Here is a 25,149-nt window from a genome sequence, read left to right as displayed (position 1 = left end):
CTGACGTCAGGGGAGCAAGCTCCCCATCAGTCCGCTCGACTTGCATGTATTAGGCACGCCGCCAGCGTTCGTCCTGAGCCAGGATCAAACTCTCCATAGAAAGTTTGATGTCTCTGACATCATTTAATTCATTCATTGACGGGATAATTTGTCATTATCCCACGTTTCGCTTGGCTTTTTGTTTAGTTTTCAAAGGTCAAAATGTTTTACTGTGTCGTTTTTCGGCGACTTAACTAATATATCATGTTGTTAAGATCACGTCAACACTTTATTCAAATCTTTTTTAAAACTGTCTTGCTTGTCACTACGTCAACCGTTGTTGTGTCAGCGACGAATAATAATATACCACGGTTTGTTCAGTATGCGCAACCCTATATTTCAAATTGCAACAAAAATATTTTCACCCATTGTCAGGATCCATATTCAATTATTTTGACAGGGCTTTACAAATACGTTTAAACAACCTGATTGAGTATATAACGGTCACCGCCAAAGTGCAATATCCTTTTCCGTCTTCTATTTAGAGGCACCGATTAAAAATGAACGCTATCCTCCGTCTGCCGCCCAGGCTGCGCTATTCTCCCAAAAGAAGCAGAGGCGTTCTATCATATAAGCTTCCCTCCCAACCCAGGCCGGAATAGACAGAACCATATTCAGGCTGAGCCCGCCTATTCCCGCCCACTGCACTTCTTTCCTTCACTGAGAATGCAAAAAACACCTCCCGCTGTAAACGCGGGAGGTGCATGTTTTATTATTCTTCTTCAGAAGATTGATGACGCATTTGCGGGAATAATAGAACGTCACGGATGGATTGGGCGTTGGTAAGGAGCATAACCAGACGGTCGATTCCAATCCCGAGACCGCCTGTTGGTGGCATACCGTACTCGAGAGATTCAACAAAGTCATCATCCATCATATGGGCTTCGTCGTCTCCCTGCTCACGCTCTACAAGCTGAGCCTCAAAACGCTCACGCTGATCAATCGGGTCATTCAGCTCTGTAAAGGCATTCGCGTGCTCGCGCCCTACAATAAAGAGCTCAAACCGATCCGTAAAGCGAGGGTCCTCAGGATTCTTCTTCGCCAGTGGAGAAATGTCCAGCGGGTGACCGTATACGAATGTCGGCTGAATGAGCTTGTCTTCCACAAATGTTTCAAAGAACTCATTTACAACGTGGCCGTATTTCATTGTATCTTTCACAGGAACATTATGTTCTTTAGCCAATGCACGGGCTTCTTCATCGCTCATCTTTTTCCAGAAATCCACACCGGTGTGCTCTTTTACAGCATCGACCATGTGTACTCTTGTCCACTCAGGCTTGAGGTTAATCTCCTGGTCGTCGTATTTTACAGTTGTGGAGCCGAGAACATCTTCAGCAATGTGCGCAACAAGATTCTCTGTAAGAGACATGATATCTTTATAGTCTGCGTATGCTTCGTACAGTTCGATCATTGTAAACTCAGGGTTGTGTCGCGTAGATACCCCTTCGTTACGGAATACACGGCCGATTTCATATACTTTCTCCAGGCCGCCTACAATAAGCCGCTTTAAGTGGAGCTCAATGGCAATACGCATATACAGTGTCATATCAAGTGTGTTGTGGTGCGTAATGAACGGTCTTGCCGATGCACCTCCTGCAATAGAATGAAGCATTGGCGTCTCAACCTCAAGGTAGCCATTGTTATCAAGGTAACGGCGCATAGACTGGATGATGCGGCTGCGAAGAACAAATGTGTCCCGCACTTCCGGATTTACGATAAGATCCAGGTAGCGCTGGCGGTACCGTTGTTCAACGTCTTTTAATCCGTGATATTTATCCGGCAGTGGTCGAAGTGCTTTTGACAGAAGCTGAAATTCGTTTACTTTAACAGAGAGCTCTCCAACTTTTGTTTTGAACGCCACACCCGAAATACCGACAATGTCGCCGATATCTACTTTCTTAAAGTGTTCGTACTGCTCGTCTCCCACGGCATCTTTACGGACATAGATCTGTACCTGGCCGGAAAGGTCCTGTACATGGGCAAAGCCCGCTTTTCCTTTTCCACGTTTGGTCATAATACGACCCGCCAGTGTTATTGGGAAACTCTTTTCCTCAAGTTCTTCTTTTGAATACTTATCGTAGGCTTCCTGCATTTCTGCTGCTGTGTGCGTTCGCTCGAAGCGTTGACCGAATGGATCAAACCCAAGGTCGATCATTTCCTTCATTTTTTCCCGGCGGACTTGCAGTTGGTCGTTCAGCTCTAGCTCTTGACTCACCGTTACCATCTCCTGTTTCTATAATTTGCATTTCTGTTCATCTATGTGAAAGTGTAAAAATGAATAATGAAGAAAAGAGGCTGGGACAGAAGTGTTTTAGTCAACGGGAATCCGAACGAATCAAAGCGGCGCTAATAAATCGCTCCTGAAATATACTTCGCTTTCCGCGGGAAGCGGGTTACCCTCCTCGTGCTACGCACTGCGGGGTCTCACCTTTGCTTTTCATCCCGCAGGAGTCTACGTATATTTCATCCGCCAGGTTCGCGCAATGTTCGGATTCTCAGCTATACACTTTCTTTATGTCCCAGCCTCTTCCGTTTATCTAAAGAGGTATTATAGGAGATTGCTCCTGTAATGTCAACTTAACCCGCCTGTCCCTCAGCGATTTTTGCAAGACGTTCTTTTTCTTTTGCTTCTACAGCTTCAACGACGCCGTCGAGCGCTTCTGTAAGATCATCGCGTTTGGTTACCTGGTTGATTTTATCCCGCATACGGGCAGCACCGCGAAGTCCTTTAATGTACCAGGAAGCGTGTTTGCGCATTTCACGAACAGCTACTTCTTCTCCTTTAAGGTCAATGAGTCTGTCCATATGAAGGATTGCAACATCCATCTTCTCTCTCGGGGTTGGTTCAGGAATGTTTTCCCCCGTCTCAAGGTAATGAATGGTACGGTACAGCATCCAAGGGTTTCCGAGTGCTGCGCGCCCGATCATAACCCCGTCCACACCGGTTGTGTCGAGCATCCGGCGGGCATCCTCAGGAGTCTTGACATCACCATTCCCGATAACAGGGATATTAACAGCATCTTTTACATCTTTAATGATATCCCAGTTGGCTGTTCCTTCATACATCTGTACACGTGTACGGCCGTGCAGTGCCACGGCACTTCCGCCTGCGCGCTCAATCATTTTTGCATTTTCAACAGCATAAATGTGATCTTCATCCCAGCCCATACGCATTTTTACTGTAACTGGCTTATCTACAGCTTCTACTACGCAGGAGACCATGTCGTAGATTTTGTTTGGATCGAGGAGCCACCTGGCACCGGCATCACACTTCGTAATCTTCGGTACAGGGCAGCCCATGTTGATGTCAATAATGTCTGCGTTTGTCTGTTTGTCTACGACCTTAGCCGCATCCACAAGGGTCGATTTGTCCCCTCCGAAAATTTGAAGGCTCAACGGTTTTTCCCGCTCATCTACGTAAAGCATCTGAAGGGACCGTTCGTTTTTATGGAGAATCGCTTTATCACTTACCATTTCAGCACAGACAAGGCCTGCTCCGAAATCTTTTGCGATCAGACGAAAAGCAGGGTTGCAGACGCCGGCCATCGGTGCTAAAACAACCTGGTTTTTCATCGTAATATCGCCAATCTTAAGCATGGTGTTCACCTCAATTAATCGATGTTAAATCGTCTATTGTTACTCCGAGTGTGCTCGCTACAGAAGCAATCAATTCGTCGGAAGGTTTACGGTTTCCCCGCTCAATTTCGCCGAGAACAGACACAGAGATGTCCAGTTCTTTAGCGAAACCTTCCTGCGTGTATCCTTTTAACTTCCGAAAGGCGCGGATTCGTCGGCCCCAGATGATTTCTTCCATTTTCGCACACCCTCTTTATCAGTTAAGTCATGTACACATTGTTCAATATGACGCCCGTCCGGAAACCGGAGATTCGGTTCAATTTCACAGAGCGGAACTAAAACAAAACCTCGTTCATACATTCTTGGGTGAGGAACGGATAACCGTTCCAACTTAATATTTTCATCATTATAGAGCAAAATGTCAAGGTCTATTGTTCTCGGTCCCCAATGGATGTCTCTCGTTCTCCCGAGGGTGGATTCAATCTTTTGCAATTTATCCAGTAGAGCAAGAGGGGACAGGGAAGTGGCCACCTTGACCACCATGTTTAAGAAAGGCGGCTGATCTGTATATCCGACAGGGTCTGTTTCATAAATTGAAGATTTTTTCTCAATGGTAATATCCGGGTTATCCTCCAGGGTGTCAACGGCTCCCTCTAAATACACGTGTCTTTCCCCGATATTGGACCCGAGTGCAATGTAGGCTTTTTGTCTGTTCATCAGGACCGCTCCCTGGTAATCTCCACAGCTACACTGTCGTAATGCCCGGGAATCGGTGGATCTGGTTTCATTACTTTAACCGTGCACAATTCGACTATTTCAAAAGATTCCAGAATTTTTGCTGCAATCCGCTCACAAAGAGTTTCCACGAGCTTAACAGGCTCGTCTTCCATCACTGCCTTTGCCTCGTTATACACATCTGCGTAATTGACCGTTTTCTCCAGATCGTCCGAAACACCTGCAGGTTTTGCGTCCATTCCGAGCGTCACATCCACATACCATCGCTGGCCCAGTTTGTTCTCTTCAGGGAAAGCCCCGTGATAAGCGTAAAACTCCATGCCCGTTACATAAATGTTATCCATTGTATCCTCCTTTTCCGATCATCGCATCCATCATCTTCACCATTCTGCTAATCGGTTTTACATCATGAACCCGAACAATATCGCATCCTTTTTCAATTCCGTAGCACACTGTAGCCCCCGTCCCTTCCATCCGCTCTTCTACAGGAAGGTTAAGGGTTTTCGCAATAAGGGACTTTCTCGAAGTACCGAGCAGAACCGGAAAGCCCATTTCTGTTATTTTTCCAACATGACGCATGACGAGAAGATTTTCCTCATAGGTTTTTGCAAAGCCAATGCCCGGGTCGAGAATAATCCGCTCTTCTTTTACTCCGGCACTCAGACAGATGTCGATGCTTTCATTGAGGTCGTCTTTAATATCGTTCATCAGGTCGTTATAGTGAGGTGTTTCCCTGTTGTGCATGAGAATAATCGGGACATCGTATTCAGCTGCCACTCTGGCCATATCCGGATCATACTTCGCTCCCCACACATCGTTGATAATATCAGCACCGGCTTCAATGGCAGCTCTGGCTACATCAGCCTTATATGTATCAATGGAAATCGGAACATTCACGTGGGCCCTTACGTCCTTTAACGGCTCAATTACGCGGCGCAGTTCTTCATCTGCCGGTACCATAGTGGCCCCGGGTCTGGTAGATTCACCGCCAACATCAATGATATCCGCTCCTTCTTCAATCATCTGAAGAGCATGAGCCACTGCTTCACTCTTTCGGCCGTGCTTTCCTCCATCTGAAAAGGAATCCGGAGTCAGGTTAAGAATCCCCATTACATACGATTTTTTTAAAAAGTCCAGTGTATGCTGGTTCCACTCCATCCGGTCAATGTTTTTTCTCATGGTTCCTTCACCTTTCTTCCCATTCTTTGCCCGACCAGAGTCGTTTTTCTCTTGATGCCCGGCCATAAAGGGATGTTAATGCTTCGTACAGCTCTCCCCTCACGCCAGGGAACATTCGTTCGCAAACCGATGAAACAGCGACTATTTCCTGAATGGAGTTGGTAATCACAGCTTCATCAGCCTCAAGTAAGGCGTTGAGCATATAGTGTCCTTCATGTACTTTAAAACCTTTTGAACGAGCCAGTCTGATCACAAACTGGCGGGTAACGCCGTTTAATATGCCGCAATCCGGGTCTGGTGTATAAACATTCATGCCCTTTCTCCAAAAAACATTCGAAACGACCCCTTCAGCCACGTGTCCTCTGCCGGTCAGGAAAAGACCCTCCCCTTTCTGGTCAGGGGACATTTCGTATTTACCGAGAATACTGTTCAAATAGTGATGGGATTTTAACCTCTCCGGTCCTTCCGGTGTGTTCCTCTTCTGCTTGAGAACATGGAGTTTTTTTTCCCGGGCCCCGTTCTCAGGCAGCTCTTTAACAAAAACCATCGTGTTTGGATTCTTGTATGGTGATGTCCTTAACCCCACAGGCGCATTGCCGGCGGAGACGTTCCACCTGAAGTAGGCATCATCCATATTGTTTGCATCGAGCAGGCTGGCAATGATACGGGCTGTTTCCTGGCGGTCGTACGGGGCTTTTTCGATACGCATCTGGTCAAGTCCGCGATGCAGCCTATCAAAATGGTCATCCAGTAGAAATGGATGACCATTGTAGGTGCGAAACGTTTCAAACAGACCCAAACCATACATGAACCCATGATCAAACGGTGATATTACCGCTTCTTCTTCTCGTATGATTTGGCCGTTCAAGTACATCAGCATGAGTACTCATACTCCTTGTATTGTTCAATAAAGTTCTTCAGCAGCTTTTTTCCTTCCGCTGTCATGATTGATTCAGGGTGAAACTGAACCCCCTCAACAGGAAGCGTTTTGTGACGGATAGCCATAATTTCCCCTTCTTCTGTCTGGGCGCTGATGGTAAAACAGTCCGGCAGTGACTTACGCTCTACAATAAGGGAGTGGTACCGGGTAGCCACCATCGGTGAAGGCAGACCTTTGAACACACTTTTTTCGTCGTGGTAAATTTCAGAAGTCTTCCCGTGCATCAGCCTGTCTGCACGAATCACGTTTCCTCCAAACACCTGGGCGATGGACTGGTGCCCAAGACAAACACCGAAGATGGGAATCCTGCCTGCGAAGTGTCTGATCACATCCATACTGATCCCGGCTTCATTTGGAGAGCATGGCCCTGGTGAAACCATAATAAATGCAGGGGCCAGCTCTTCTATTTCCTCTATCGTTATTTTGTCGTTTCGTTTTACTATCAGCTCTTCTCCGAGCTCACCTAAATATTGAACAAGGTTGTACGTAAACGAATCGTAGTTATCTATCATTAAAATCATACTTTTCTCCTCCTCAGCTCAAACTCAGTTTCTCTCTCAGCTCATCTTCGCTCATCTCTTTTGCTTTCCATAAAGCTCTGGCTTTTTTCAGTGATTCCTTGTACTCAGCAGCGGGGTCTGAATCAATGACGATTCCGGCTCCGGCCTGTACGTGTGCCGTTTCGTTTTCCACGATCATCGTCCGGATTGAAATGTTCAGTTCCATATCTCCATTATACCCAACCCACCCGAGTGATCCTGTATAAATCCCGCGGCGCACCGGCTCCAGTTCTTCAATGATTTCCATCGTCCGGATTTTCGGTGCTCCTGTAATTGTTCCACCCGGGAAGGTGGCTGCAATCACATCAAAAACAGAATGCCCGGCTGCAAGTTCTCCCCGTACGTTCGAAACGATATGCATCACGTGGGAGTATTTTTCGATTACCATAAGTTCGTCTACTTCTACCGTTCCGTAGTTGCATACCCTGCCCAGGTCATTTCGCTCGAGATCGACGAGCATCACATGTTCAGCCCGTTCTTTCTCGTTGTTTATCAGCGTTTCAGCAAGTTCCTGATCTTCCGCCGCGTCTTTTCCCCGCGAGCGGGTTCCTGCGATGGGACGTGTACTTACCTCTTCTCCTTTTACCTTGACTAAAAGTTCCGGAGAAGCGCTGACCAGCTGCATACTCCCGGCCTGGAAGTAGCCCATGTAAGGAGAAGGATTAATTCCCCTTAAGCAGTCATACACATGCAGAGGGTGTGAAGCAAGAGGCTGCGACTCCCTTACACTCAAGTTTACTTGGAATACGTCTCCTTGTGCAATGTACTCCTGAACTTTTTGAACAGCTTCCATAAAAGCGGGCTGGGAAAAGCTCCTTACCGTTGAAGATTCAGATTTCTTTTCACGCCATTCCTTATACCAGTCTTCGGAGTCCGCTGACTGCTCCGCCTTTTCCCATTCCTGTTCAAGGCGGTCAAGGTTTTCGTCTTCCTGTTCCTTGGTTCCGTTTTCGTCAAGGTGGGTAAGGATCCAGAATTTCTTTTCCTCCTTATCGATGACGTAAAGATCGTCAAAAGCAAGGAAGTGAATATCATCGGTGAGAAGGTCGTCTTCTGATTCAGCCGGGATCGACTCAATCTGACGGATCAGATCATAGCTTACATACCCAAACAGTCCTCCCTGACAGTCGGGCAGGTCCGCCACTTTCTCTGTTTTATATTGCTCAAGCCATTCTTCGAGGCTTTTCAGGATAGGTCCTTGATAGACCTTTTCACCCTCTCTTCCACTTACCGTTAACCTGTCGTCTTTCCCCCTGACATCGGCCCAGGGGTTCATTCCGATAATCGTAAACCGGCCGCCCCTGCCGCTTTCAAGAAGAATATATTCATTACTCGTCTCAGCGAGTGTGGTAAAGGTTTTAAACCAGTTTTGTTTAATAGGAGTGAGCTCCCGGGATCTCCCCGCTGCTCTTCGTTTTATCGTCACTGCCGCATCACTCATTTCCGAAACTATAGTACCTGTCATAATTATACGTAGCCTGTCCGGTAACTGCAATCTTCGGGATTATTTTGCCTTGATGTGCTGTATGTATGTGAGCGGGAATAGCAGGGTTTCCATCAACCATGGATCGGTTCATGTGGCATTGTCGTTCTTTGTTCTTTGTGCCCCGGGCTCTGTTCAGGAAGCCCACAAGCACCTCCGCACAAAATAAAGTACAAGCTGTACCTCCCGAACTGCATCAACATATAAAAAAAGAGCTGCAGACTGTTGCTTGCAGCTCTTTTACATAATGATTTATTCCTGTTCTTCAAACTGATACAAAGGGGTACTGAGGTAGCGCTCCCCGTTACTAGGAATAACCGCAACGACTTTCTTTCCTTTGCCTAGTTTCTTCGCAACTTCCAAAGCTGCATAGATAGCTGCACCGGAGGAAATACCTCCAAGAATGCCTTCTTCACGGGCTGCACGGCGTGCATACTCAAACGCATCTTCCGAAGATACGGTTATGACCTCATCGTAAAGCTTCGTATCAAGAATATCGGGAACAAACCCTGCTCCGATCCCCTGGATTTTATGAGGTCCGCCTTTTCCACCTGACAATACAGGTGAATCCTGTGGTTCAAGTGCTACGAGGTGCAGGTCCGGGAATTTCTCTTTCAGTACTTTACCTGCTCCTGTAATCGTACCACCTGTACCGATCCCGGATATAAATGCATCAAGCTGATCCCCTGCTTGTTCCAGAAGTTCTTTCCCTGTTGTTTCACGATGAATTTTAGGGTTGGCTTCATTCTGGAATTGCTGAGGCATATAGTAATTATTCTCTCTGGCAAGTTCTGTTGCTTTTCGGATCGCTCCACCCATACCTTCAGGCCCTGGTGTAAGCACAAGCTCAGCTCCGTATGCCCTGAGAAGGTTTCGGCGTTCCATACTCATGGTTTCAGGCATAACAAGAACGGTACGGTACCCTTTGGCAGCAGCAACCATCGCAAGTCCGATCCCCGTATTACCACTGGTCGGCTCAATAATGGTGTCCCCTTCTTTAAGACGGCCCTTTTGTTCCGCATCTTCAATCATGGATAAGGCGATCCGGTCTTTCACACTGCTCCCCGGATTCATAAATTCAAGCTTCAAGTACACATCTGCATGCTCTTCGCTGACGAGTCTGTTCAACTTTACAAGTGGCGTTTCTCCAATAAGTTCAGTAATCGAATTCACTACCTTTGCCATTTACGACTCCTCCTCCGTTTTGTACAATACCCGAGTATTCCTCTATGTTTTATTATATTAAAACCAATCATAGCAAAAGTCAAACAGTTCGGCAACAGTGATGTTAACTTATTTTACCTAAAAAGCTCTCTCATGGCACACTTCTCTAAAGCATGGTAATGAGCCTTTATTCTCCCGTTTCAATACAACACTTGCGCTAACTTACTGAGGTTCGTTACCGGCACGTTTTTCGTCTAAAATCTCCTGAAGTTCCCATTTATCGAATACATACTTTTCGTTACAGAAATGACATTGTGTTTCTGCCCCGCCGTCTTCTTCGATCATGGCGCTGATGTCTTCTTCATTCAGACCCATAATGGCATTGGATATTCTCTCTTTTGAACACTGGCACTGAAAGGCGACGCCCATCTGGTCAAGAATACGAACATTCTCTTCTCCCAAAATCGTATGAAGAAGTTCTTCAGGAGTAAGTCCGCTCTGGATTAACTTCGAGATGGGTTCCATGGCATTGAGCTTGTTTTCAATTTCATCGATCACATCATCTGTAATACCCGGCATGAGCTGAATGATAAACCCACCTGACGCAGCGACCGATTCATCCTTGTCGATAATGACACCAAGACCGACGGATGTCGGCGTCTGTTCAGACTTGGCAAAGTAATAGGTGAAATCTTCTCCCAGTTCACCCGAAACGAGAGGCACACTTCCTGTGAAGTTGTCTTTTAACCCGAGATATTTGACGACAGACAGGGATCCGTTTCTCCCTACAGCTTCTGCTACATTTAACTTCCCTTCTTTGTTTCTGTCCGGGTCCACATGAGGGTTTGAAACATATCCGCGGACTTCACCGGTGGCATTGGCATCGACAATAATAGGGGTCGCCGGGCCGTCAGCTTCAATTTTCACTGTGATCTTTTCTTCTCCTTTAAGCATGGCACCCATCATTGTTGCAGCAGATAAAGATCTGCCGAGGGCGGCTGTGACTGTTCTCCACGTGTCATGGCGTCTTGCTGCCTCCTGAACCATTGCTGTTGATCGTACTGCATACGCCCGTACTTTCCCGTCATAAGCAAGTGCTTTCACTAAGTAATCTGACATATCAACATACTCCTTCCAAACGTTAATCATTCCCTGTGGGATGTGTTAATGTGTATTGTTTTTTTCGTATATTTCACGAAGCCCCTTAAGAGAAAGGAGAGGATCTACATGATCAATAACCGGTGTCTCATGAGCAATAAGTTCACAGAGTCCCCCGGTAGCTACCACCTTCACACCCGGCTTTGCCTGCTTTTTCATCTGGCTGACAATTCCTTCAACCTGGCCTGTATAGCCGTAGATAATACCCGCCTGCATTGCATGAACCGTATTTTTCCCAATAATGCCGTTCGGTTTGCTAAGTTCTATTCTCGGTAATTTCGAGGCATGGGTATATAGAGCTTCCGTTGCAATTTTTATTCCCGGTGCAATCGCGCCACCTACATAATGAGCATGTTCATTTACATAGCAGAATGTTGTTGCCGTGCCGAAGTCCACGATGATGAGAGGACTTCCATATTCCATCATTCCCCCCACAGCATTGGCAATACGGTCAGAGCCGACTTCTCTGGGGTTATCATATTTTATGTTTAATCCCGTTTTAATCCCCGGGCCGATCACCTGAGGCGTGACATTAATGTAATCCCGGCACATCTGATTGATCGCATACATGACTGTAGGGGCTACGGAACTCATCATTGCACCGGTGATATCCTTAAACGCCAGACCAGCCTGGGCAAAAAGGGCGCCCGTAAGCATCGCGTATTCATCAGAAGTTTTCCCCGGGTCAGTCCCGATTCGCCAGTGGTGCTTAAGCTCACGGTTATCGTACACACCGATAGCAACGTTCGTATTTCCAACATCGAGTACAAGAAGCACGTTGACACTCCCTCCTTTCAGTCATTCACAACAGACGAAAAGGGTCTCCTGAAAGGTCTTCTCGACTACCTTTCAGGACACCCCCTTTAAAAACAATTACTTGTTATCTTTATCGTCTTTTTCTTTATTGTCATCAAAAGGTTTTTCAACCTGGTCGTCAAGGTAACTGCGTCGAGGAGCTTCCTCGTTGCTATCTTCACGATCCGGATTTTCTTCACCTTTTTTGCTTTGAATGTTCACTTTCGGCTCATCGTCTGATTCACCGTTAAGTTTTTTTGCCATGTGGTGACCTTCCGGCATTTTCCCTTCTTCAACAAGGGACTTGATTTGCTCTGCATCAAGTGTTTCATACTCAAGAAGCATTTGGGCAACAAGCTCAAGTTTATCCTTATTGTCAACAAGGATTTGACGGCAGCGCTCATAGGATTCCTTGATGATGCGCTGAATTTCCATGTCAATCTCATGGGCAATGGCGTCACTGTAGTTCGGCTCATTGTTAATGTCTTTGCCAAGGAATACTTCACCTTGAGGCTGACCGAACTGAAGCGGTCCGAGCTTTTCACTCATACCGTATTCAGTAACCATTTTGCGGGCAATAGCTGTGGCACGCTGGAAGTCATTATGCGCTCCGGTACTTACTTCTCCGAACATCACTTCCTCTGCCACACGCCCGCCTAAAAGACCAACAATCTTATCAAGAAGCTCAGGCTTCGTCATAAAGTAACGGTCTTCTTTCGGAAGCATCATCGCATATCCGCCCGCCTGACCACGAGGTACAATTGTAACCTTGTGGACCATGTCGGCACTTTCAAGCTTCACACCGACAACCGTATGGCCGGCTTCGTGGTGAGCTACAATACCACGTTCTTTTTTGGAAATAACACGGCTCTTCTTCGAGGGACCGGCAATAACACGGTCAATCGCTTCTTCAACCGATTCCATATCAATTTTCTCTTTATCCGAACGGGCAGCAACGAGGGCCGCTTCGTTCAGCAGGTTCTCCAAATCTGCTCCGGAGAAGCCTGGAGTACGGTAGGCAATCGTCTTAAGATTTACGTCATCAGCCAGCGGCTTGTTTCTGGCATGAACCTCAAGAACCTGCTCACGCCCGATAACATCCGGACGCCCTACCATGATCTGACGGTCAAAACGTCCCGGACGAAGAAGGGCTGGATCCAGAATATCCGCACGGTTCGTTGCAGCAATAAGGATAATTCCTTCGTTCGCACCAAATCCGTCCATTTCAACGAGAAGTTGGTTAAGCGTCTGCTCACGCTCATCGTGCCCGCCGCCAAGACCGGCTCCACGACGTCGTCCCACTGCATCAATCTCATCAATGAAGATGATACACGGAGAATTTTTCTTCGCATTTTCAAACAGGTCACGTACACGGGATGCACCGACACCGACAAACATCTCAACAAAGTCGGAACCACTGATCGAGAAGAATGGCACGCCGGCCTCTCCTGCAACAGCACGGGCAAGTAACGTTTTACCGGTACCCGGTGGTCCCACTAAGAGAACACCTTTTGGGATTCTGGCACCGATTTGAGAGAATTTGCGAGGGTCTTTAAGAAAGTCAACAACTTCGACAAGCTCCTGCTTTTCCTCTTCAGCACCGGCTACATCTTTAAAGCGGGCTTTCTTTTTATCTTCACTGTACAGCTTCGCCTTACTTTTACCAAAGTTCATCACCCGGCTGCCGCCGCCCTGTGCCTGGCTCAGTAAAAAGAAGAACAGGATAAAGATAATGATAAACGGAATAATGGCCGTAAAGACCGTCACCCATCCACTCGGCTCTTCAGCCTCCTGGAACTGAACAGAGTCTGCCTGGTTTACAAGGGTCACTACCTGACCGATCATCTCCGGTGTATCAGGAACATTAACGATAAATGAAGCACCTTCCTCAGGCTCTTCTTCGTCGTCCGTTGCACCAGGGACTAAATTCCCACGCAGAATATATACGTCTCCCCCCGGCTGGGCAGTGACATTTTCAATTTGACCATTTTCTAAGTACTCCTGGAACTCATTAAACGTAATCTCTTCGGTGCCATCAGGCTCACCATTAAAGAGGCTTACAATTCCTACAATGACCAGGAAAATCAATAAATAAAAGATCGTATTACGAAAAATCCGATTCATTGTTTACCTCCTCCCGCGTACAAGTACACTTAAAATATAGTACCATACAACCATCCTTCATCACAATGAATTAACCCTGGTATATTTCCGGCTTCAAAATGCCGATAAACGGGAGGTTGCGGTAGCGTTCTGCATAGTCCAGGCCGTATCCGACAACAAATTCGTCGGGCACTGAAAATCCTGCTACGTCCGGCACAAGATCCACTTTACGTCCTTCAGGCTTATCCAGAAGCGTGACAATCTTAACTGTTTTTGCTTTGCGGTATTTAAACAGCTCAACAAGGTAGCTGAGAGTCAGCCCGCTGTCGATAATATCTTCAAGGATCAGAACGTCACGGCCTTCTACAGAAGTATTAAGGTCCTTTACAATCTTAACTTCCCCTGATGAGACCATTTCATTACCGTAACTTGAAACGTCCATCAGATCGAGCTCTACATGTGTGTCGATCTTTTTAATCAAGTCTCCCATAAATGGAAGGGATCCTTTAAGAACACCTACGACAAGAGGAAAACGCCCCTCATATTCTTCTGTTAACTGCCTGCCAAGCTCTGCTACTTTTTCCTGAATCTCTTCCTCGGAAATCAAAACTGACTGAATATCATCTCTCATAATGTACGATAAGCCTCCTAGAGTATAGTCCGAACTTTTTCCATATCACAGACAACGATTATGTACCCCAAGTAAAAGAAAAGAGATATCCCTTCATTACTTATGTCACTTCCCTAAAAGAATCGTCGTCTAACTCGCATTCCAAATAAAGCATCTTATCTTTTTTTGGTAGCGCACTCCCGGTTTCCGTATGCACAATGCCGGGAACCCAGATAATCCGGTCCTCCCTGTCCGTAACAACAGGCCAGCTGTCGCGAAGATGGCGGGGGACTTTTTTATCGATAAAGAGGTCCTTCAGCTTTTTTGTTCCTGTCATCCCTTTTGGAACCACACGGTCACCGTTTTTTCTTGTACGTACCGTCAAGGGCAGTGGAAGGTGGCCCGGGTCGCTTTTAAATACCCAGAGACTCCCGGCTCCGGCTCTGTCGTTTTCTTGAACAGACGCCTTTATCTTGCCCCTTTTGAAGGTAACCATGCCCGGAACAGGCAATTGTTCATCAACTTTATCCCCCTCTGTTTCCTTCGTATCTCTTTCTGTTGAAAAAAGACATACATCGTAGGATCTCTCAACAAAAAGATCCCCCGGAAAGTCAAGGTGACCGGAAGGGTTTGCCTGTACAAGCAGATCAATAAACACCTTTCTATGTATACTCAATGCCTGTACGCGAATATTGTCAATGGAAAGATAGTTTAATATTAGATGAAAGGCCCTTCTTTGTAAAGGGATGGGCATGTCCAGAAATGCTTTCACAGATATCATGATGCTCTTTTTTGTCCGTTCGGTAATCACGCCGGAAAGTTTCTCTTCCGCAAGCCCCGTTAAATAGGAATCATCTTCATGAAGCCACTCACTTTGACTCTGAAAACGCTGGTGAACATTTGGATTTTCCTCCTTAAAGAAAGGAAGAACCTGCTTTCTGAACCGGTTCCTTGTATACTTATCCTCCTCATTGCTATGATCTGTACGGTATGGAATCCCGTTTTCTTCACAATAAAGAAGGATATCGTCTTTACTTACATTTAGAAAAGGCCGGATCAGCTTCCCTCCTCCAAGACTGCGGGTGACTGGGATTCCGCCGAGTCCCGAACCAGCTCCCCGGACCTGCCTCATTACCATCGTTTCGATCTGGTCATCGCCATGGTGTCCCGTTGCCAGCACATCGGCCTTAAAGCGTGCGATCATCCGCTCAAAAAAATAATAACGGCACTCTCTCGCAGCTTCCTGCACGGAGCAGCTGTGTTCATCTATATAATTTTTTACATTCAGCTTTTCAGTAACGCACTCAATCCCAAACTCGACGCACATCGCTTTTACAAAAGTCATATCCTCTACGGAGTCGGAGCCCCTCAGGCCATGTTCACCATGAAGAGCAACGAGACGAAGATTCCACACCATTCTTTTTTCAAGTAAATAATGAAGGAGTGCGATGCTGTCAGGACCGCCGGATACAGCAATAAGCACAGTGTTTCCCTCTTGAATCAGACGGTGCCTCTGGATAAATTGATCAACGGTTCGTTTCATAACGGTGACCAATCCCCTTTCCAAATGAAAATACGGCAAGAGCAAAAACAAGCCCTGCTGCAATGGCACCTGCTCTCAGCATTGTTTCAACTCCGTACTCAAGCCCTGTGAGATACTCACCATCTACAAACGCAAGCATGGTGAAATACGCACGGCTTCCCGGTACGAGAGGAAGAATACCTGGAATAGCAAGGGTTGTAACAGGAATCCTCACATAACGTGCAAGGAAATGGGAGATTAATGCGGCTGTTAAAGATGCCAGAGCCGTTGAAAATACAGGAGACGCATCAAAATAAAGGCCGGCACTTAAAATCGTATAAGCAACCACTCCGATCCCCCCGCCTAACAAAAGGGCCCGTTTAGGTACGCTGAAAATAACGCCGAAACCGATCGTTGCAATAAAACAAATAATAAGTTCAATAATAAACAAAAGTCCCGCCCCTTTCGTCAGAGAAATAAGGAGATTGCAAATGCGACACCGCTCGCAATGGATAACGATGTGAGCAGAGCCTCAGATCCTCTGCTCACCCCGGCAACCAGGTCACCGGACATCAGGTCCCTTACGGCGTTGGTCAATGGAACCCCCGGAACAAGGGGCATCAGTGAGCCGATCACAATTTGATTGATATTATCTCCCACTCCGAAAAAAACAAGGGCAATGGCGGCCGTTCCGCCAATAAAGGCAGCCATAAACTCAGCTGCAAACCTCACTTTTAAATACCGTTCAAATTCTACAACCGTCACACTTGTGAGGATTGCAGCAATAAATGCAGGAAGCAGATCGGGCCAGTCCCCTCCAAATAAAAATGAAAAACCGCTGCCGGCTATCCCTGCACTCAGGTGGATAAGCCATAACGGATAAGGAACCGGTGCTTTGGCAATCTCAATAAGTTTCACCTCTGCTGTCTCCACATCGAGTTGTCCGTTAACAAACTCTCTCGAGACCTGGTTCACTTCGGTCACTTTGTTTAAGTCCTGAAGCCTGTCGTCAACACGGACCATCTGCATATGGTCGTCTTTCCCCTCTTCCTCAAAAGAAAGAAAAATACCAGTAGTGGTGGCAAAACAGTGCACATTTTTCATTTTCGCTGCCTTTGCCATCCGCTCTAACGTTTCTTCTACCCGGTATGTCTCTGCGCCGTATGTGAGCATGATTTCACCGGCCAAAAGGCAGATATCCATGACCTTGTCCGATTTCCCCATGGTTTGCCTCCTCGTCCTTACTCCTTCACTTCGTTCTCCGCTACATCATTTGTCCAAATAAGTATAGAACATAAGCGAGAAGAAGGAAAGAGGCTACAAGGACCGTTTCCAATACACCTGAGGAGCGCTTTTTCTCTTTTTGTACCTGTTGTTTATATGACTTGCGGTTCACGAGCGGTTTTCTTACAGACGGCGCAATTACTTTCCCTGAGCCGGGATGTACTTCCTGCCTGGTGGAAAAGTGTGTTCGGCCGATCACCTCCGCAAGCTCCCTTCGCATATGAAGAGCATCCCGGTAGTGTCCGCCAAGGGCCTTTGTAATAATCGGCACATAAGGTTTGAGCCCCGGCTTCTGCTCAGCCCTGCTCACAAGAAGCTTGAGGTTATCCTTATCTGACCGTTCAAACCTTGAAGGATAGCCAGAGTTGATCATGATCATTCCTACGGAGAACAGGTCATAGGATGGCTCCGCTTTTCTGCTGCCCAGTCCCCAGTAGCCACGGTCAAAAAACTCCGTATACTCCTTGACTGACCGTCCCATCTTGGTAGTTCCTCCTACATCAAACCACCTTACTCTTAGGGGAGGACCTGTAACGAGAAGGTTCTCCGGTTTTAAGTCTCCAAACGTCCACCCTGCACGGTGGAGGCGGTCTAGATCACCAAGAAGCTGGACTCCGATGATCCCGGTCCATTCTCCTCCTCTGTTCCTTAAAAAGGGAAGCACCTCTTCTCCTTTCAGGTACTCCATTACATAAAAAGGGTACGTACCTGAAGGTGTAACAACATCATCCACATCGATGAGAGAAGGCCCAAGGTGATCTCCTTGGACCTTTGAAAAGTGCTTTAATACATTTACTTCCGACGTAATGGACATGGCATCCCGCCCCACCTTAAGTGCGGCCGGCCCCTCTTTTGTCTCGGTCAGATAAACTGTCCCTGTGGCGCCCCATCCCAGTTCTCTTATAATCTTATACCGGTTTTTGTGCCACCTTCCGTTCACGTTCTGTTCCGGATACAGTTTACATCCCTGTTTCTTCGAGATCGGTTCTCTCATCTCGTTCGACCTCACTTCTGTCCATACGCTTATAGAAGATATGAAGAGCTTCCTGAAGCGCCGGTCCTGTCGGTGTCAGTCCGCCAGGCGTAAGCTTTTTAAACACACCTGAAAGGGAGTCCAGGTGCGGGGTCCACCCTAACCGTTTCTCTACGTCTTTTCGTTTTCCCGGGAACGAATAGAGAGAAAATTGGTTAGCCCCTGTACGGGACCGTAAACTTACGCTCAAGTCAATTAACGCTTCCTGCACCATCGGCAGCTTCTTTGTCATACTTGCACTCGTATCGACTAATATCAGCACTTCAAGGTCCATCGTTTCACCAAGGTCATCGACCACTTCAACTACCTGTCCCCTCTTGGCAGGCGATAAGTCTTCCAATTCATGTGCTTCACCAAGAATCTGCTGAAGCTCTTTATTTACCACCCCTTGTATCGTCTGTGTCATTGCTTTTCTCGTAACCATCTGTACCGTCTGGGAGAGCTGCTTTGCATACACAATCTGGCTGATCCCTCCACCGGAGGAAGCGATCTGCTCGACTTCATTTAAACCGTGCTCACCGCTTCGGGATTCTTCCACAATCCCGATTACATTAATGGTAATGCCCTGCTCCTTAGCCAGAGCAGCAATCGCAACAGGGTCTTCACCTGCATTTGAGCATCCGTCCGTTAACAACAATACCTGCCTGAGCGTACCTTTCTTCATTTCTTTCCCCTCCAAATGATAAAACTAGTATCATCATTTACAAGATTGAAAGAGAATATACAAAGAAAGGCGGAATCGAGCGGTCAGACCCGTCAGGCGTTTTAGGACGGCAACAGGAAGTCGCTTTCCAGACTTCCTTTGACGGCATCAAACGACCCCGAGGGGCTGCTCGAATGCAGCTGGACAACGAAAGGTGTAATCGGCTTGCTCACGAGCGATTATTGAAACTTGACTTATCGCCAATGGATGGCGAAAGTCTTAGTTGATACTATACTTCTCTCCATTTTTTCAACCAAAGAAGTACAAGCACTTTGGACCGGCTGATTGAAGCCGCTTCTCAGGCTTCTTCAGACGAGACAAAGTGACCTCGAGTTCGTAGCCGATGGAACCAGACATCGTATACGAAAGGCGGAATCGAGCGGTCAGACCTGTCAGGCGTTTTATTGGGGACGTCTCCCCTCAATGCCTTAACCGATTACACTCGCCAGATAGATCAGGGGGATTACTCTCACTGTCCCTATTACCAGTTCCCCGGGTGGTCCGACCGGCCAAATCACAAAAAGGCGGTACGTTCCTGATGCAATCAGCTGAATGAACCTGGACTTTACATTCAGGAAGTTATCCTTCACAGACACAGCACTCTCCCACCCGGGGTAAACCGAAAGTGATTTTTTGCCCGCAGTCGAAACACTTAAACTTTTCGCAGGAGCAGCGTTGGCAAACACCGCATACGTCCGGAAAGCAAACACCCTGATCAACCATTCTCGCAAAGTTAGGAACATGTTGGATTTATCCATACTTTCTTCCACCTCCGAAGGTTTGTCCGCCTTTTGACGGTAAAGCTGTTTGCTTACTTACGATTATCCTTTCTGAATTAATACGGGATACCATGAATCCTGGTGCGTATATCATGATTTTTTCCGGCTTATCATGAATCCTCAGGGACTTATCATTGATTTTTCCGGTATATCATGAATCCCCAGTGACTTATCATGATTCTCCCGATTTATTTCCAAAGCATTTATCATGAATCCTGATACATATCTATGAAGTTTTCGTCTTGCTTTTCGGGAGTGATCTCTTCAAAATCATTCTGTGCTCCTGGGTCAGCCGGCTGCCCCCGGCTCCCTTGGGACCTTAATTTGAAAGACTCTCTCCCTAATAAACGTGAACGGGGATGATCCAGCTAGCCTTTATCCAGCCTTTTCTCCATGTACACGCCTCACCTCCCGTTTAGAATGTACCCCCTTTTTTCGCTTACTCTTTATTGGCTCGCATCCGATCATCCGGATGATTTAGCGAACGCCTTTTCTTCAAAGGCGACCGGAATGGTTGCCCATTTTGGCAAGTGGTGGTCAATGCGGGCAACAACCACCGTCATGTCGTCATGAATCCCTCCTCCTTCGCGAATGACCCGTTCCATCAGGAGATCCGCCACCTCTTGGGGATCATTCGTCTTCATTTCGTTAATAACGCGCTTCATCCACACCTCCCTGTTTTCAATGTTAGCCGGGCCGTCAAAGATCCCGTCGCTCATCATGATGAGAAGGTCCCCGCTCTTTAACTGCTCATTGACCACATCTACTTCCACATCTGTGATCATTCCAATTGGCAAATTACCCGATTCAATCATCTTCACCTGCCTTCCACGCTTTAAAAAGCTTGGTATCGACCCTACTTTCAAAAACTTGGCCGACGCATCCTGCATATCAATCATCACCAGATCCAGAGTTGAGAACATTTCTTCTTCGGACCTGAGTGCTAAAACGGAGTTTATGGACTTAATAGCTACTGTTTCTTCAATTCCGGAGCGGAGAATATTCTTAAGGAGCTCGATTGTATCGTTACTCTCCAAGTGTGCCCGCTTTCCGTTCCCCATTCCATCACTGATGGCCAAGGCATATTTACCGGCACCTAGCTCCATCGTTGAATAACTGTCACCTGAGATCCATTTGCCCCCCTTAGCTGTCTGGGAAGCTCCGGTTGAAACAACGTATTGCTTTGCCGAACCGAATACGAGTCTTTCCGCCCCTCCTGCAAGAGAAGCTTTCTCAGTATGTTTGACCACGATGGTTTCCTTCAATATATGTGAAAGGAGTGGTGCGATCACCTTTTCTCCTTCGTTGTATTCATTGTGGGAAATGATCATCTCAATATCCACATTACCGTTATCAAGGGAGTACACCTCAACCTGTTCCACCGGAATTCCCGCCTTCAGAAGTGACTCACTGATCTGATCTTCCTGAAGCTCATGAGTCTTTTGTTCCCGCTGAATATCCTTTGCGAAGTCCTCCATGACTTTTGAGACTCCCCTGAGCTGATCGGCAACCAGGCGACGGCTCTCCATGATCTGTTTTCTGAGCTGCTTGTTGGCATGAATCTGGCCGATTTCATCCTTTACCGCCCTGATCACCTTATCGTGCTTAATACAGTGGGCGTGAAGGTCACTCATTAACCGCCTGTCATAAACATCTTTATTGTCTTCAATCTCCTGCATTGTCCGCTCCATGATGTTATAGGTTTCCGAGAACTTTCTCGTCCAGCACTGATGTTTTTTCATACATGTCTGGCACGTTTTTTCCGTGATTTTGCTTAAAAACAAATCCACGTCACGTCCCGGCTCTTTGCCGGGGGCTTCTTCATTTACATCAGAAAAGCTGTTTGAAAGTGTGTAAAAAAGCCGGGAAAACTGCTCTACTTTACCTGCTGTTAAATCGCGGATTTTTCGCAGGTACTGCTGCTGCTCCACCGCATGCTCAGCCGTACCCGGTATATAGCGTGCAAGGTGCTCGATCCACTTCTTGGGTGTTAAAAGGAATATCGCGATCGCAACACCTGTCTCCATCATAGAAACACTGAGTGCGGTCTGGTTGTCACCATACATCCCCATCAGTCCGGTTCCGATTAACAAACCAAGACATACCCCGATTTTTTTACCCTCTTTCAAAAGTCCGCCAAGAAGACCTGAAAAGGCCAGGAGACTCATATGAAACAAATTCGCCACGTTTGCAAGACTGAGAATAAGCCCTACAACCACCCCTACCGTGGACCCAATGGCAGCTCCTCCGACAAAAGCAAATACGAGTACGAGATAGCGTGCAATGATAAATTCCACCGACAGATTATATAAAAGCCATCCGACTGTTCCCGTCATGACCGACGCCAGAAAAATAACGATACTCACAACCTCTTCATGTCTGAGAGACATTTTGTTCTTTCTCTCGAAAAGGATCGGGATGCTTTGGAAAAAGATCAAGGTTACTACTAAAGCAAGACCTGCTTCCACTCCCGCAATCATGGCGCCGTAGCTCGAAATCCCTTCCTGAACTGAAATGACAGAGAACCTGACCGCAGCTACGGTTATAAACACGGTCATGGGAATCATATTACTTTGGGGCCTGAGTACCGTGATGATCCTGTGCAGAATCAGATAAGCAATCGTTGCCCCGACCGCATAAGCCGCAAACGAAACCGAGATCGTTGCTGCTCCGGCCCATATGGCAAGCAGAGCCCATTTTGCTTTTGATTTCTGCCAGTGAAGCATTACTGCCAAAAATGGCACTGCAAATGGTAATAAATGCATAAGGATGACAGCTCGTCCGAGCAGAAAGCCGATCAGGATAATCCAGAACGTTCTTTTTGCATCTTTTACGCTCGGTTTTTCGAGCCAGGCTACCAACCGCTTGGAAAGGCGGGAGAATGGTTTTGCTGGTATTGGAATCGCCGAGGTTTGGCTGGTCGCACGGTAAGTAAGACGTCCTAACATGTGTAAGCACCACCTGTTCCATATAGTGGTAACATTATAAACATGGATTTCGTACAGAATTTGTCAAAAGAACCCAGGTGGTTTTAAAAAGTGTTCGACGGCTTTCAAGTAGAAAGTCACTTGTTTTTCTGTTTTTCCCCACACGAATCAAAACCGGTTTTTTCATAAAATTGAACGATTTTCTTTTTGTAATATACCACCAGCCTCATTTTTACCCGGAATTAAGAGTTGTGAAAATTCTGACAAAAGGTGGTGTAGATTGAAAAACACTTCCCTCCTTTCTCTCTTTTTAGCATAAAAAAATAGTGTTGTTTTTTAAAAAAGGGGTAATTTTTAAAAAATGATGCTGTTAAATACTACCTTGAAGAATCAATTTTGGGGTGATTCTTAACCTCTCATCGATATTCTAAGCTTCGTTGAACGGAATACACTCCCTTTCCGCGGACTCGCGTCGAACTCCCTTTTGGGTTTCTACGGGGGTGCCGGCGGGTCTGCCCGCCTTTTAAGAGTGTTAAGCTTATCATTCTGCGTTAACTATATCCCCCACTTTATAACAGACCAATTATGAGAGTGCTCGTATTCCGCACTGAACGAAGAACCGAAATATGAGCAAAACAAAAAACACCCACCGGGTAAGTGAGTGTTTCATATATATTTCAATTAGCAGCAAGAGTTATCGTTTCGTACCGCGACTCCCACGCTTTGATTCCGTTTGACGCTTCAAAGAAGTCAGGCGCTCTTCACTGTCTTTTAAGAAACGATTCATTTTATCTTCGAAAGACATCGTTCTCGGACGCTGCTGACGGGGGCCGCTGCCTCCTCGGCGCTGCGGGCGTCCTTGTCCCTGGCCGTGACCTGAGCTTTGTCCTGCCGGCTTATCTTTTGCTTTGCGGATGGAGAGGCCGATCTTTCCGTCACTTTCCACATTCAATACTTTCACTTCTACTTCGTCACCAACAGTGAGATGTTCATTGATATCCTTGACATAGTTATCCGCTACTTCACTGATGTGGACAAGTCCGGTTGAGCCTCCGGGAAGTTCAACGAACGCTCCAAAGTTAGTAATACCAGTGATTTTCCCTTTCAGCTTGCTGCCTACTTCAATCGACATGTAAAAAATGCTCCTCCTTGTATGTTGAAAAAATTCATATAGTATCATTATACCGATTAGAGAGGAATTGTGTCAATCCGATGACGATCGCGGCAGTTGAAAGAGTGTCTCTCCCGGTTTTGTTAAGAAGTAATCTCTTCTGGCAAGCTCCGCAATATAATCATAATCCTGAAGCAGTTGTTTTTCCTCTTTCAATTCAAGTTCTTCCTTTTCAAGGTTTGCGAGGTTCTGGTCAAGCTCTTCCTGTATTTTCTCCTGTTCCTGGATAGTGCTGTGCTGGGAGAAAAGTGTGAAGACAGTAAAAATAAACATCGCAAACATCAGGACGCCAAAAACGGACATGCGGCGGACTAACCCTTTTCGTCTTCTTCTCTTTTGTTCTTTCAGCTGCTCCTGCTCCTCAGCATATTCGGAAGCGAGTCGCTCGAAGTTGACTCTGCGATGATCATGCACGTTCTTCACCTCTTTCTTTTTTTAAACCAGTTCAGTAGCTTACTGAACAGATCCCTTATTTTTTCTGAAAATGTATAGAGATTCTTCTTCCATTTCAGAAGGAATGTAAACCGTACTCCGGCTTTTTCGAGTCCCCAGCGAAACGGAGCAATAATAACCTTTAGTAAAAAGTAAACAATTCTCCATATTGTGGATAATATTATCATACATAAGGCCAGTACAACTTGCAATAACCATTTTACCGGAGTAATGACCAGTACAACGATCAGCCTGACTGTAAATCGATAAAAGGCAACGGTAAAGCGGATGAGCGATTCGAGAATGCTGCGGTACACTGTCTGCAGCAGGGCACGGTACGTTGCATAGCCAAGCAGCAAAGCGAGAAGAACGTAAAATCTCATCTCACCTTCGTTCACATTGAGAAGAACATAGAAAAGAAACAGGCCCTGAGCACACCAGAAAAAGAGATCATTGATGAGATGAGTCCACTTGAACCGGCGGGGGCTGCCGAGGAACCGGTGATACGTGTCCATCGCCGCCCCAAGCCAGATGCCCATCACTGTCATGATCAGCATCGTCTCAAATTGTACTTCTAGGGTCACTTGAATAACTTCCCGAAGAACCCTTTGGATTTATCACCACTATGCTGATCCAGGTACACAAGATCGTCCACTCTTCCCTGAATGGAAACATTCCCTTCATCAACATCCAGATTTTTCATCTGAAGGTGCTGACCTCGGATTGATAAGTATCCCATTTCCGTTTCCAGAAGGAACTCTTCGTTATCGAAGCTTTCCACCTGCTTTACCCCTGTAATTTCCAGGGTTTTTCTGCCTTTCATCGATATGTTGTGGTCTTTTTGCTGTCGCCCTTGTCCACTTGACATAAATTCGTATGATTGATTCATGGAATTACCCTCCCCAGACTCTTTGGTAAAGTCTATGTGCCGGGTCGGGTGAATAGAACAAGCCCCA

Annotated in this window: 25 protein-coding genes and 1 rRNA gene; all 26 read right to left on the bottom strand. The window is 46.6% G+C overall.

From position 1 onward, the window contains the following. Positions 1-100 (bottom strand): 16S ribosomal RNA (locus JSY36_RS19795); the annotation flags it as partial. A gap of 651 nt (positions 101-751) precedes the next feature. Beyond that, the gene (gene lysS, locus JSY36_RS19790) at positions 752-2,254 is read right to left on the bottom strand and encodes a lysine--tRNA ligase (protein WP_336511556.1); all 1,503 of its coding nucleotides are present in this window, start codon (positions 2,252-2,254) and stop codon (positions 752-754) included. Positions 2,255-2,616: 362 nt separating this feature from the next. After that, on the bottom strand, positions 2,617-3,636 hold the full coding sequence (gene dusB / locus JSY36_RS19785; RefSeq protein ID WP_205167686.1) for a tRNA dihydrouridine synthase DusB: 1,020 nt from the start codon (positions 3,634-3,636) through the stop codon (positions 2,617-2,619). A 10-nt stretch (positions 3,637-3,646) separates the two neighbouring features. Further along, on the bottom strand, positions 3,647-3,853 hold the full coding sequence (locus JSY36_RS19780) for a helix-turn-helix domain-containing protein (RefSeq protein WP_205167685.1): 207 nt from the start codon (positions 3,851-3,853) through the stop codon (positions 3,647-3,649). Further along, positions 3,805-4,332, bottom strand: coding sequence for a 2-amino-4-hydroxy-6-hydroxymethyldihydropteridine diphosphokinase (folK, locus tag JSY36_RS19775; RefSeq protein WP_205167684.1), 528 nt, complete (start codon positions 4,330-4,332; stop codon positions 3,805-3,807). The genes JSY36_RS19780 and folK overlap by 49 nt, the downstream gene beginning before the upstream one ends. Further along, positions 4,332-4,694, bottom strand: coding sequence for a dihydroneopterin aldolase (gene folB / locus JSY36_RS19770; protein ID WP_205167683.1), 363 nt, complete (start codon positions 4,692-4,694; stop codon positions 4,332-4,334). The genes folK and folB overlap by 1 nt, the downstream gene beginning before the upstream one ends. Further along, positions 4,687-5,529, bottom strand: coding sequence for a dihydropteroate synthase (folP, locus tag JSY36_RS19765; protein WP_205167682.1), 843 nt, complete (start codon positions 5,527-5,529; stop codon positions 4,687-4,689). The genes folB and folP overlap by 8 nt, the downstream gene beginning before the upstream one ends. A 7-nt stretch (positions 5,530-5,536) precedes the next feature. Then, entirely contained in the window at positions 5,537-6,409 is an 873-nt protein-coding gene (gene pabC, locus JSY36_RS19760; RefSeq protein WP_205167681.1) for an aminodeoxychorismate lyase, read from the bottom strand. Beyond that, complete coding sequence (pabA, locus tag JSY36_RS19755; RefSeq protein WP_122901924.1) at positions 6,403-6,990, bottom strand: aminodeoxychorismate/anthranilate synthase component II; 588 nt, start codon at positions 6,988-6,990, stop codon at positions 6,403-6,405. Before pabA ends, pabC begins: the two co-directional genes overlap by 7 nt. Positions 6,991-7,003: 13 nt before the next feature. Beyond that, a complete protein-coding gene (locus tag JSY36_RS19750) occupies positions 7,004-8,455 on the bottom strand; it encodes an anthranilate synthase component I family protein (RefSeq protein ID WP_336511555.1) in 1,452 nt (483 codons plus the stop codon). 309 nt (positions 8,456-8,764) lie between these two features. After that, on the bottom strand, positions 8,765-9,697 hold the full coding sequence (gene cysK, locus JSY36_RS19745; RefSeq protein ID WP_205167680.1) for a cysteine synthase A: 933 nt from the start codon (positions 9,695-9,697) through the stop codon (positions 8,765-8,767). A 201-nt stretch (positions 9,698-9,898) separates the two neighbouring features. Beyond that, positions 9,899-10,795 carry an Hsp33 family molecular chaperone HslO gene (gene hslO, locus JSY36_RS19740; protein WP_205167679.1) on the bottom strand — a complete coding sequence of 299 codons (897 nt, stop codon included), beginning with the start codon at positions 10,793-10,795 and terminating at the stop codon, positions 9,899-9,901. Positions 10,796-10,840: 45 nt separating this feature from the next. Further along, the gene (locus JSY36_RS19735) at positions 10,841-11,611 is read right to left on the bottom strand and encodes a type III pantothenate kinase (RefSeq protein WP_205167678.1); all 771 of its coding nucleotides are present in this window, start codon (positions 11,609-11,611) and stop codon (positions 10,841-10,843) included. Positions 11,612-11,707: 96 nt separating this feature from the next. Then, positions 11,708-13,753: an ATP-dependent zinc metalloprotease FtsH gene (gene ftsH / locus JSY36_RS19730; protein WP_122901938.1), complete on the bottom strand. Its 2,046-nt coding sequence runs from the start codon at positions 13,751-13,753 to the stop codon at positions 11,708-11,710. A gap of 70 nt (positions 13,754-13,823) precedes the next feature. Continuing rightward, positions 13,824-14,363, bottom strand: a complete 540-nt coding sequence (gene hpt / locus JSY36_RS19725; protein WP_122901940.1) for a hypoxanthine phosphoribosyltransferase — start codon at positions 14,361-14,363, stop codon at positions 13,824-13,826. A gap of 100 nt (positions 14,364-14,463) precedes the next feature. Further along, positions 14,464-15,885: a tRNA lysidine(34) synthetase TilS gene (gene tilS, locus JSY36_RS19720; RefSeq protein ID WP_205167677.1), complete on the bottom strand. Its 1,422-nt coding sequence runs from the start codon at positions 15,883-15,885 to the stop codon at positions 14,464-14,466. After that, on the bottom strand, positions 15,869-16,315 hold the full coding sequence (locus JSY36_RS19715; protein WP_122901944.1) for a threonine/serine exporter family protein: 447 nt from the start codon (positions 16,313-16,315) through the stop codon (positions 15,869-15,871). Before JSY36_RS19715 ends, tilS begins: the two co-directional genes overlap by 17 nt. A gap of 17 nt (positions 16,316-16,332) precedes the next feature. Then, positions 16,333-17,088, bottom strand: coding sequence for a threonine/serine exporter family protein (locus JSY36_RS19710; RefSeq protein ID WP_205167676.1), 756 nt, complete (start codon positions 17,086-17,088; stop codon positions 16,333-16,335). 40 nt (positions 17,089-17,128) lie between these two features. Continuing rightward, a complete protein-coding gene (locus JSY36_RS19705; protein WP_205167675.1) occupies positions 17,129-18,142 on the bottom strand; it encodes a protein kinase domain-containing protein in 1,014 nt (337 codons plus the stop codon). Next, positions 18,108-18,845 carry a vWA domain-containing protein gene (locus tag JSY36_RS19700; RefSeq protein WP_122901950.1) on the bottom strand — a complete coding sequence of 246 codons (738 nt, stop codon included), beginning with the start codon at positions 18,843-18,845 and terminating at the stop codon, positions 18,108-18,110. The genes JSY36_RS19705 and JSY36_RS19700 overlap by 35 nt, the downstream gene beginning before the upstream one ends. A gap of 467 nt (positions 18,846-19,312) precedes the next feature. Then, positions 19,313-19,642: a hypothetical protein gene (locus JSY36_RS19695; RefSeq protein ID WP_205167674.1), complete on the bottom strand. Its 330-nt coding sequence runs from the start codon at positions 19,640-19,642 to the stop codon at positions 19,313-19,315. Positions 19,643-20,127: 485 nt separating this feature from the next. Further along, positions 20,128-22,611 carry a stage II sporulation protein E gene (gene spoIIE, locus JSY36_RS19690; protein ID WP_122901954.1) on the bottom strand — a complete coding sequence of 828 codons (2,484 nt, stop codon included), beginning with the start codon at positions 22,609-22,611 and terminating at the stop codon, positions 20,128-20,130. A 673-nt stretch (positions 22,612-23,284) separates the two neighbouring features. Continuing rightward, positions 23,285-23,722 carry a S1 domain-containing RNA-binding protein gene (locus tag JSY36_RS19685; protein WP_122901956.1) on the bottom strand — a complete coding sequence of 146 codons (438 nt, stop codon included), beginning with the start codon at positions 23,720-23,722 and terminating at the stop codon, positions 23,285-23,287. Positions 23,723-23,794: 72 nt separating this feature from the next. Continuing rightward, positions 23,795-24,175: an FtsB family cell division protein gene (locus tag JSY36_RS20895; RefSeq protein ID WP_122901958.1), complete on the bottom strand. Its 381-nt coding sequence runs from the start codon at positions 24,173-24,175 to the stop codon at positions 23,795-23,797. Positions 24,176-24,180: 5 nt separating this feature from the next. After that, positions 24,181-24,777 carry a spore cortex biosynthesis protein YabQ gene (gene yabQ, locus JSY36_RS19675; protein WP_205167673.1) on the bottom strand — a complete coding sequence of 199 codons (597 nt, stop codon included), beginning with the start codon at positions 24,775-24,777 and terminating at the stop codon, positions 24,181-24,183. Then, positions 24,774-25,082, bottom strand: coding sequence for a sporulation protein YabP (yabP, locus tag JSY36_RS19670; RefSeq protein ID WP_183163968.1), 309 nt, complete (start codon positions 25,080-25,082; stop codon positions 24,774-24,776). Before yabP ends, yabQ begins: the two co-directional genes overlap by 4 nt. Between the last annotated feature and the right edge of the window lie 67 nt (positions 25,083-25,149).

Origin of the sequence: Alteribacter salitolerans (assembly GCF_016901055.1) — a bacterium.
Taxonomy (GTDB): domain Bacteria; phylum Bacillota; class Bacilli; order Bacillales; family Salisediminibacteriaceae; genus Alteribacter; species Alteribacter keqinensis.
The sequence above is the reverse complement of the archived record's forward strand: the minus strand, read 5'-3'. Positions and strand labels throughout refer to the sequence as shown.

What these genes read in the sequence shown, in the direction of transcription:
- dusB (WP_205167686.1), bottom strand. Translation starts at nt 3,636, where the DNA reads ATGCTTAAGATTGGCGATATTACGATGAAAAACCAGGTTGTTTTAGCA.
- JSY36_RS19780 (WP_205167685.1), bottom strand. Translation starts at nt 3,853, where the DNA reads ATGGAAGAAATCATCTGGGGCCGACGAATCCGCGCCTTTCGGAAGTTA.
- folK (WP_205167684.1), bottom strand. Translation starts at nt 4,332, where the DNA reads ATGAACAGACAAAAAGCCTACATTGCACTCGGGTCCAATATCGGGGAA.
- folB (WP_205167683.1), bottom strand. Translation starts at nt 4,694, where the DNA reads ATGGATAACATTTATGTAACGGGCATGGAGTTTTACGCTTATCACGGG.
- folP (WP_205167682.1), bottom strand. Translation starts at nt 5,529, where the DNA reads ATGAGAAAAAACATTGACCGGATGGAGTGGAACCAGCATACACTGGAC.
- pabC (WP_205167681.1), bottom strand. Translation starts at nt 6,409, where the DNA reads ATGCTGATGTACTTGAACGGCCAAATCATACGAGAAGAAGAAGCGGTA.
- pabA (WP_122901924.1), bottom strand. Translation starts at nt 6,990, where the DNA reads ATGATTTTAATGATAGATAACTACGATTCGTTTACGTACAACCTTGTT.
- cysK (WP_205167680.1), bottom strand. Translation starts at nt 9,697, where the DNA reads ATGGCAAAGGTAGTGAATTCGATTACTGAACTTATTGGAGAAACGCCA.
- hslO (WP_205167679.1), bottom strand. Translation starts at nt 10,795, where the DNA reads ATGTCAGATTACTTAGTGAAAGCACTTGCTTATGACGGGAAAGTACGG.
- ftsH (WP_122901938.1), bottom strand. Translation starts at nt 13,753, where the DNA reads ATGAATCGGATTTTTCGTAATACGATCTTTTATTTATTGATTTTCCTG.
- hpt (WP_122901940.1), bottom strand. Translation starts at nt 14,363, where the DNA reads ATGAGAGATGATATTCAGTCAGTTTTGATTTCCGAGGAAGAGATTCAG.
- tilS (WP_205167677.1), bottom strand. Translation starts at nt 15,885, where the DNA reads ATGAAACGAACCGTTGATCAATTTATCCAGAGGCACCGTCTGATTCAA.
- JSY36_RS19710 (WP_205167676.1), bottom strand. Translation starts at nt 17,088, where the DNA reads ATGGGGAAATCGGACAAGGTCATGGATATCTGCCTTTTGGCCGGTGAA.
- JSY36_RS19705 (WP_205167675.1), bottom strand. Translation starts at nt 18,142, where the DNA reads ATGAGAGAACCGATCTCGAAGAAACAGGGATGTAAACTGTATCCGGAA.
- JSY36_RS19700 (WP_122901950.1), bottom strand. Translation starts at nt 18,845, where the DNA reads ATGAAGAAAGGTACGCTCAGGCAGGTATTGTTGTTAACGGACGGATGC.
- JSY36_RS19695 (WP_205167674.1), bottom strand. Translation starts at nt 19,642, where the DNA reads ATGGATAAATCCAACATGTTCCTAACTTTGCGAGAATGGTTGATCAGG.
- spoIIE (WP_122901954.1), bottom strand. Translation starts at nt 22,611, where the DNA reads ATGTTAGGACGTCTTACTTACCGTGCGACCAGCCAAACCTCGGCGATT.
- JSY36_RS19685 (WP_122901956.1), bottom strand. Translation starts at nt 23,722, where the DNA reads ATGTCGATTGAAGTAGGCAGCAAGCTGAAAGGGAAAATCACTGGTATT.
- yabP (WP_183163968.1), bottom strand. Translation starts at nt 25,082, where the DNA reads ATGAATCAATCATACGAATTTATGTCAAGTGGACAAGGGCGACAGCAA.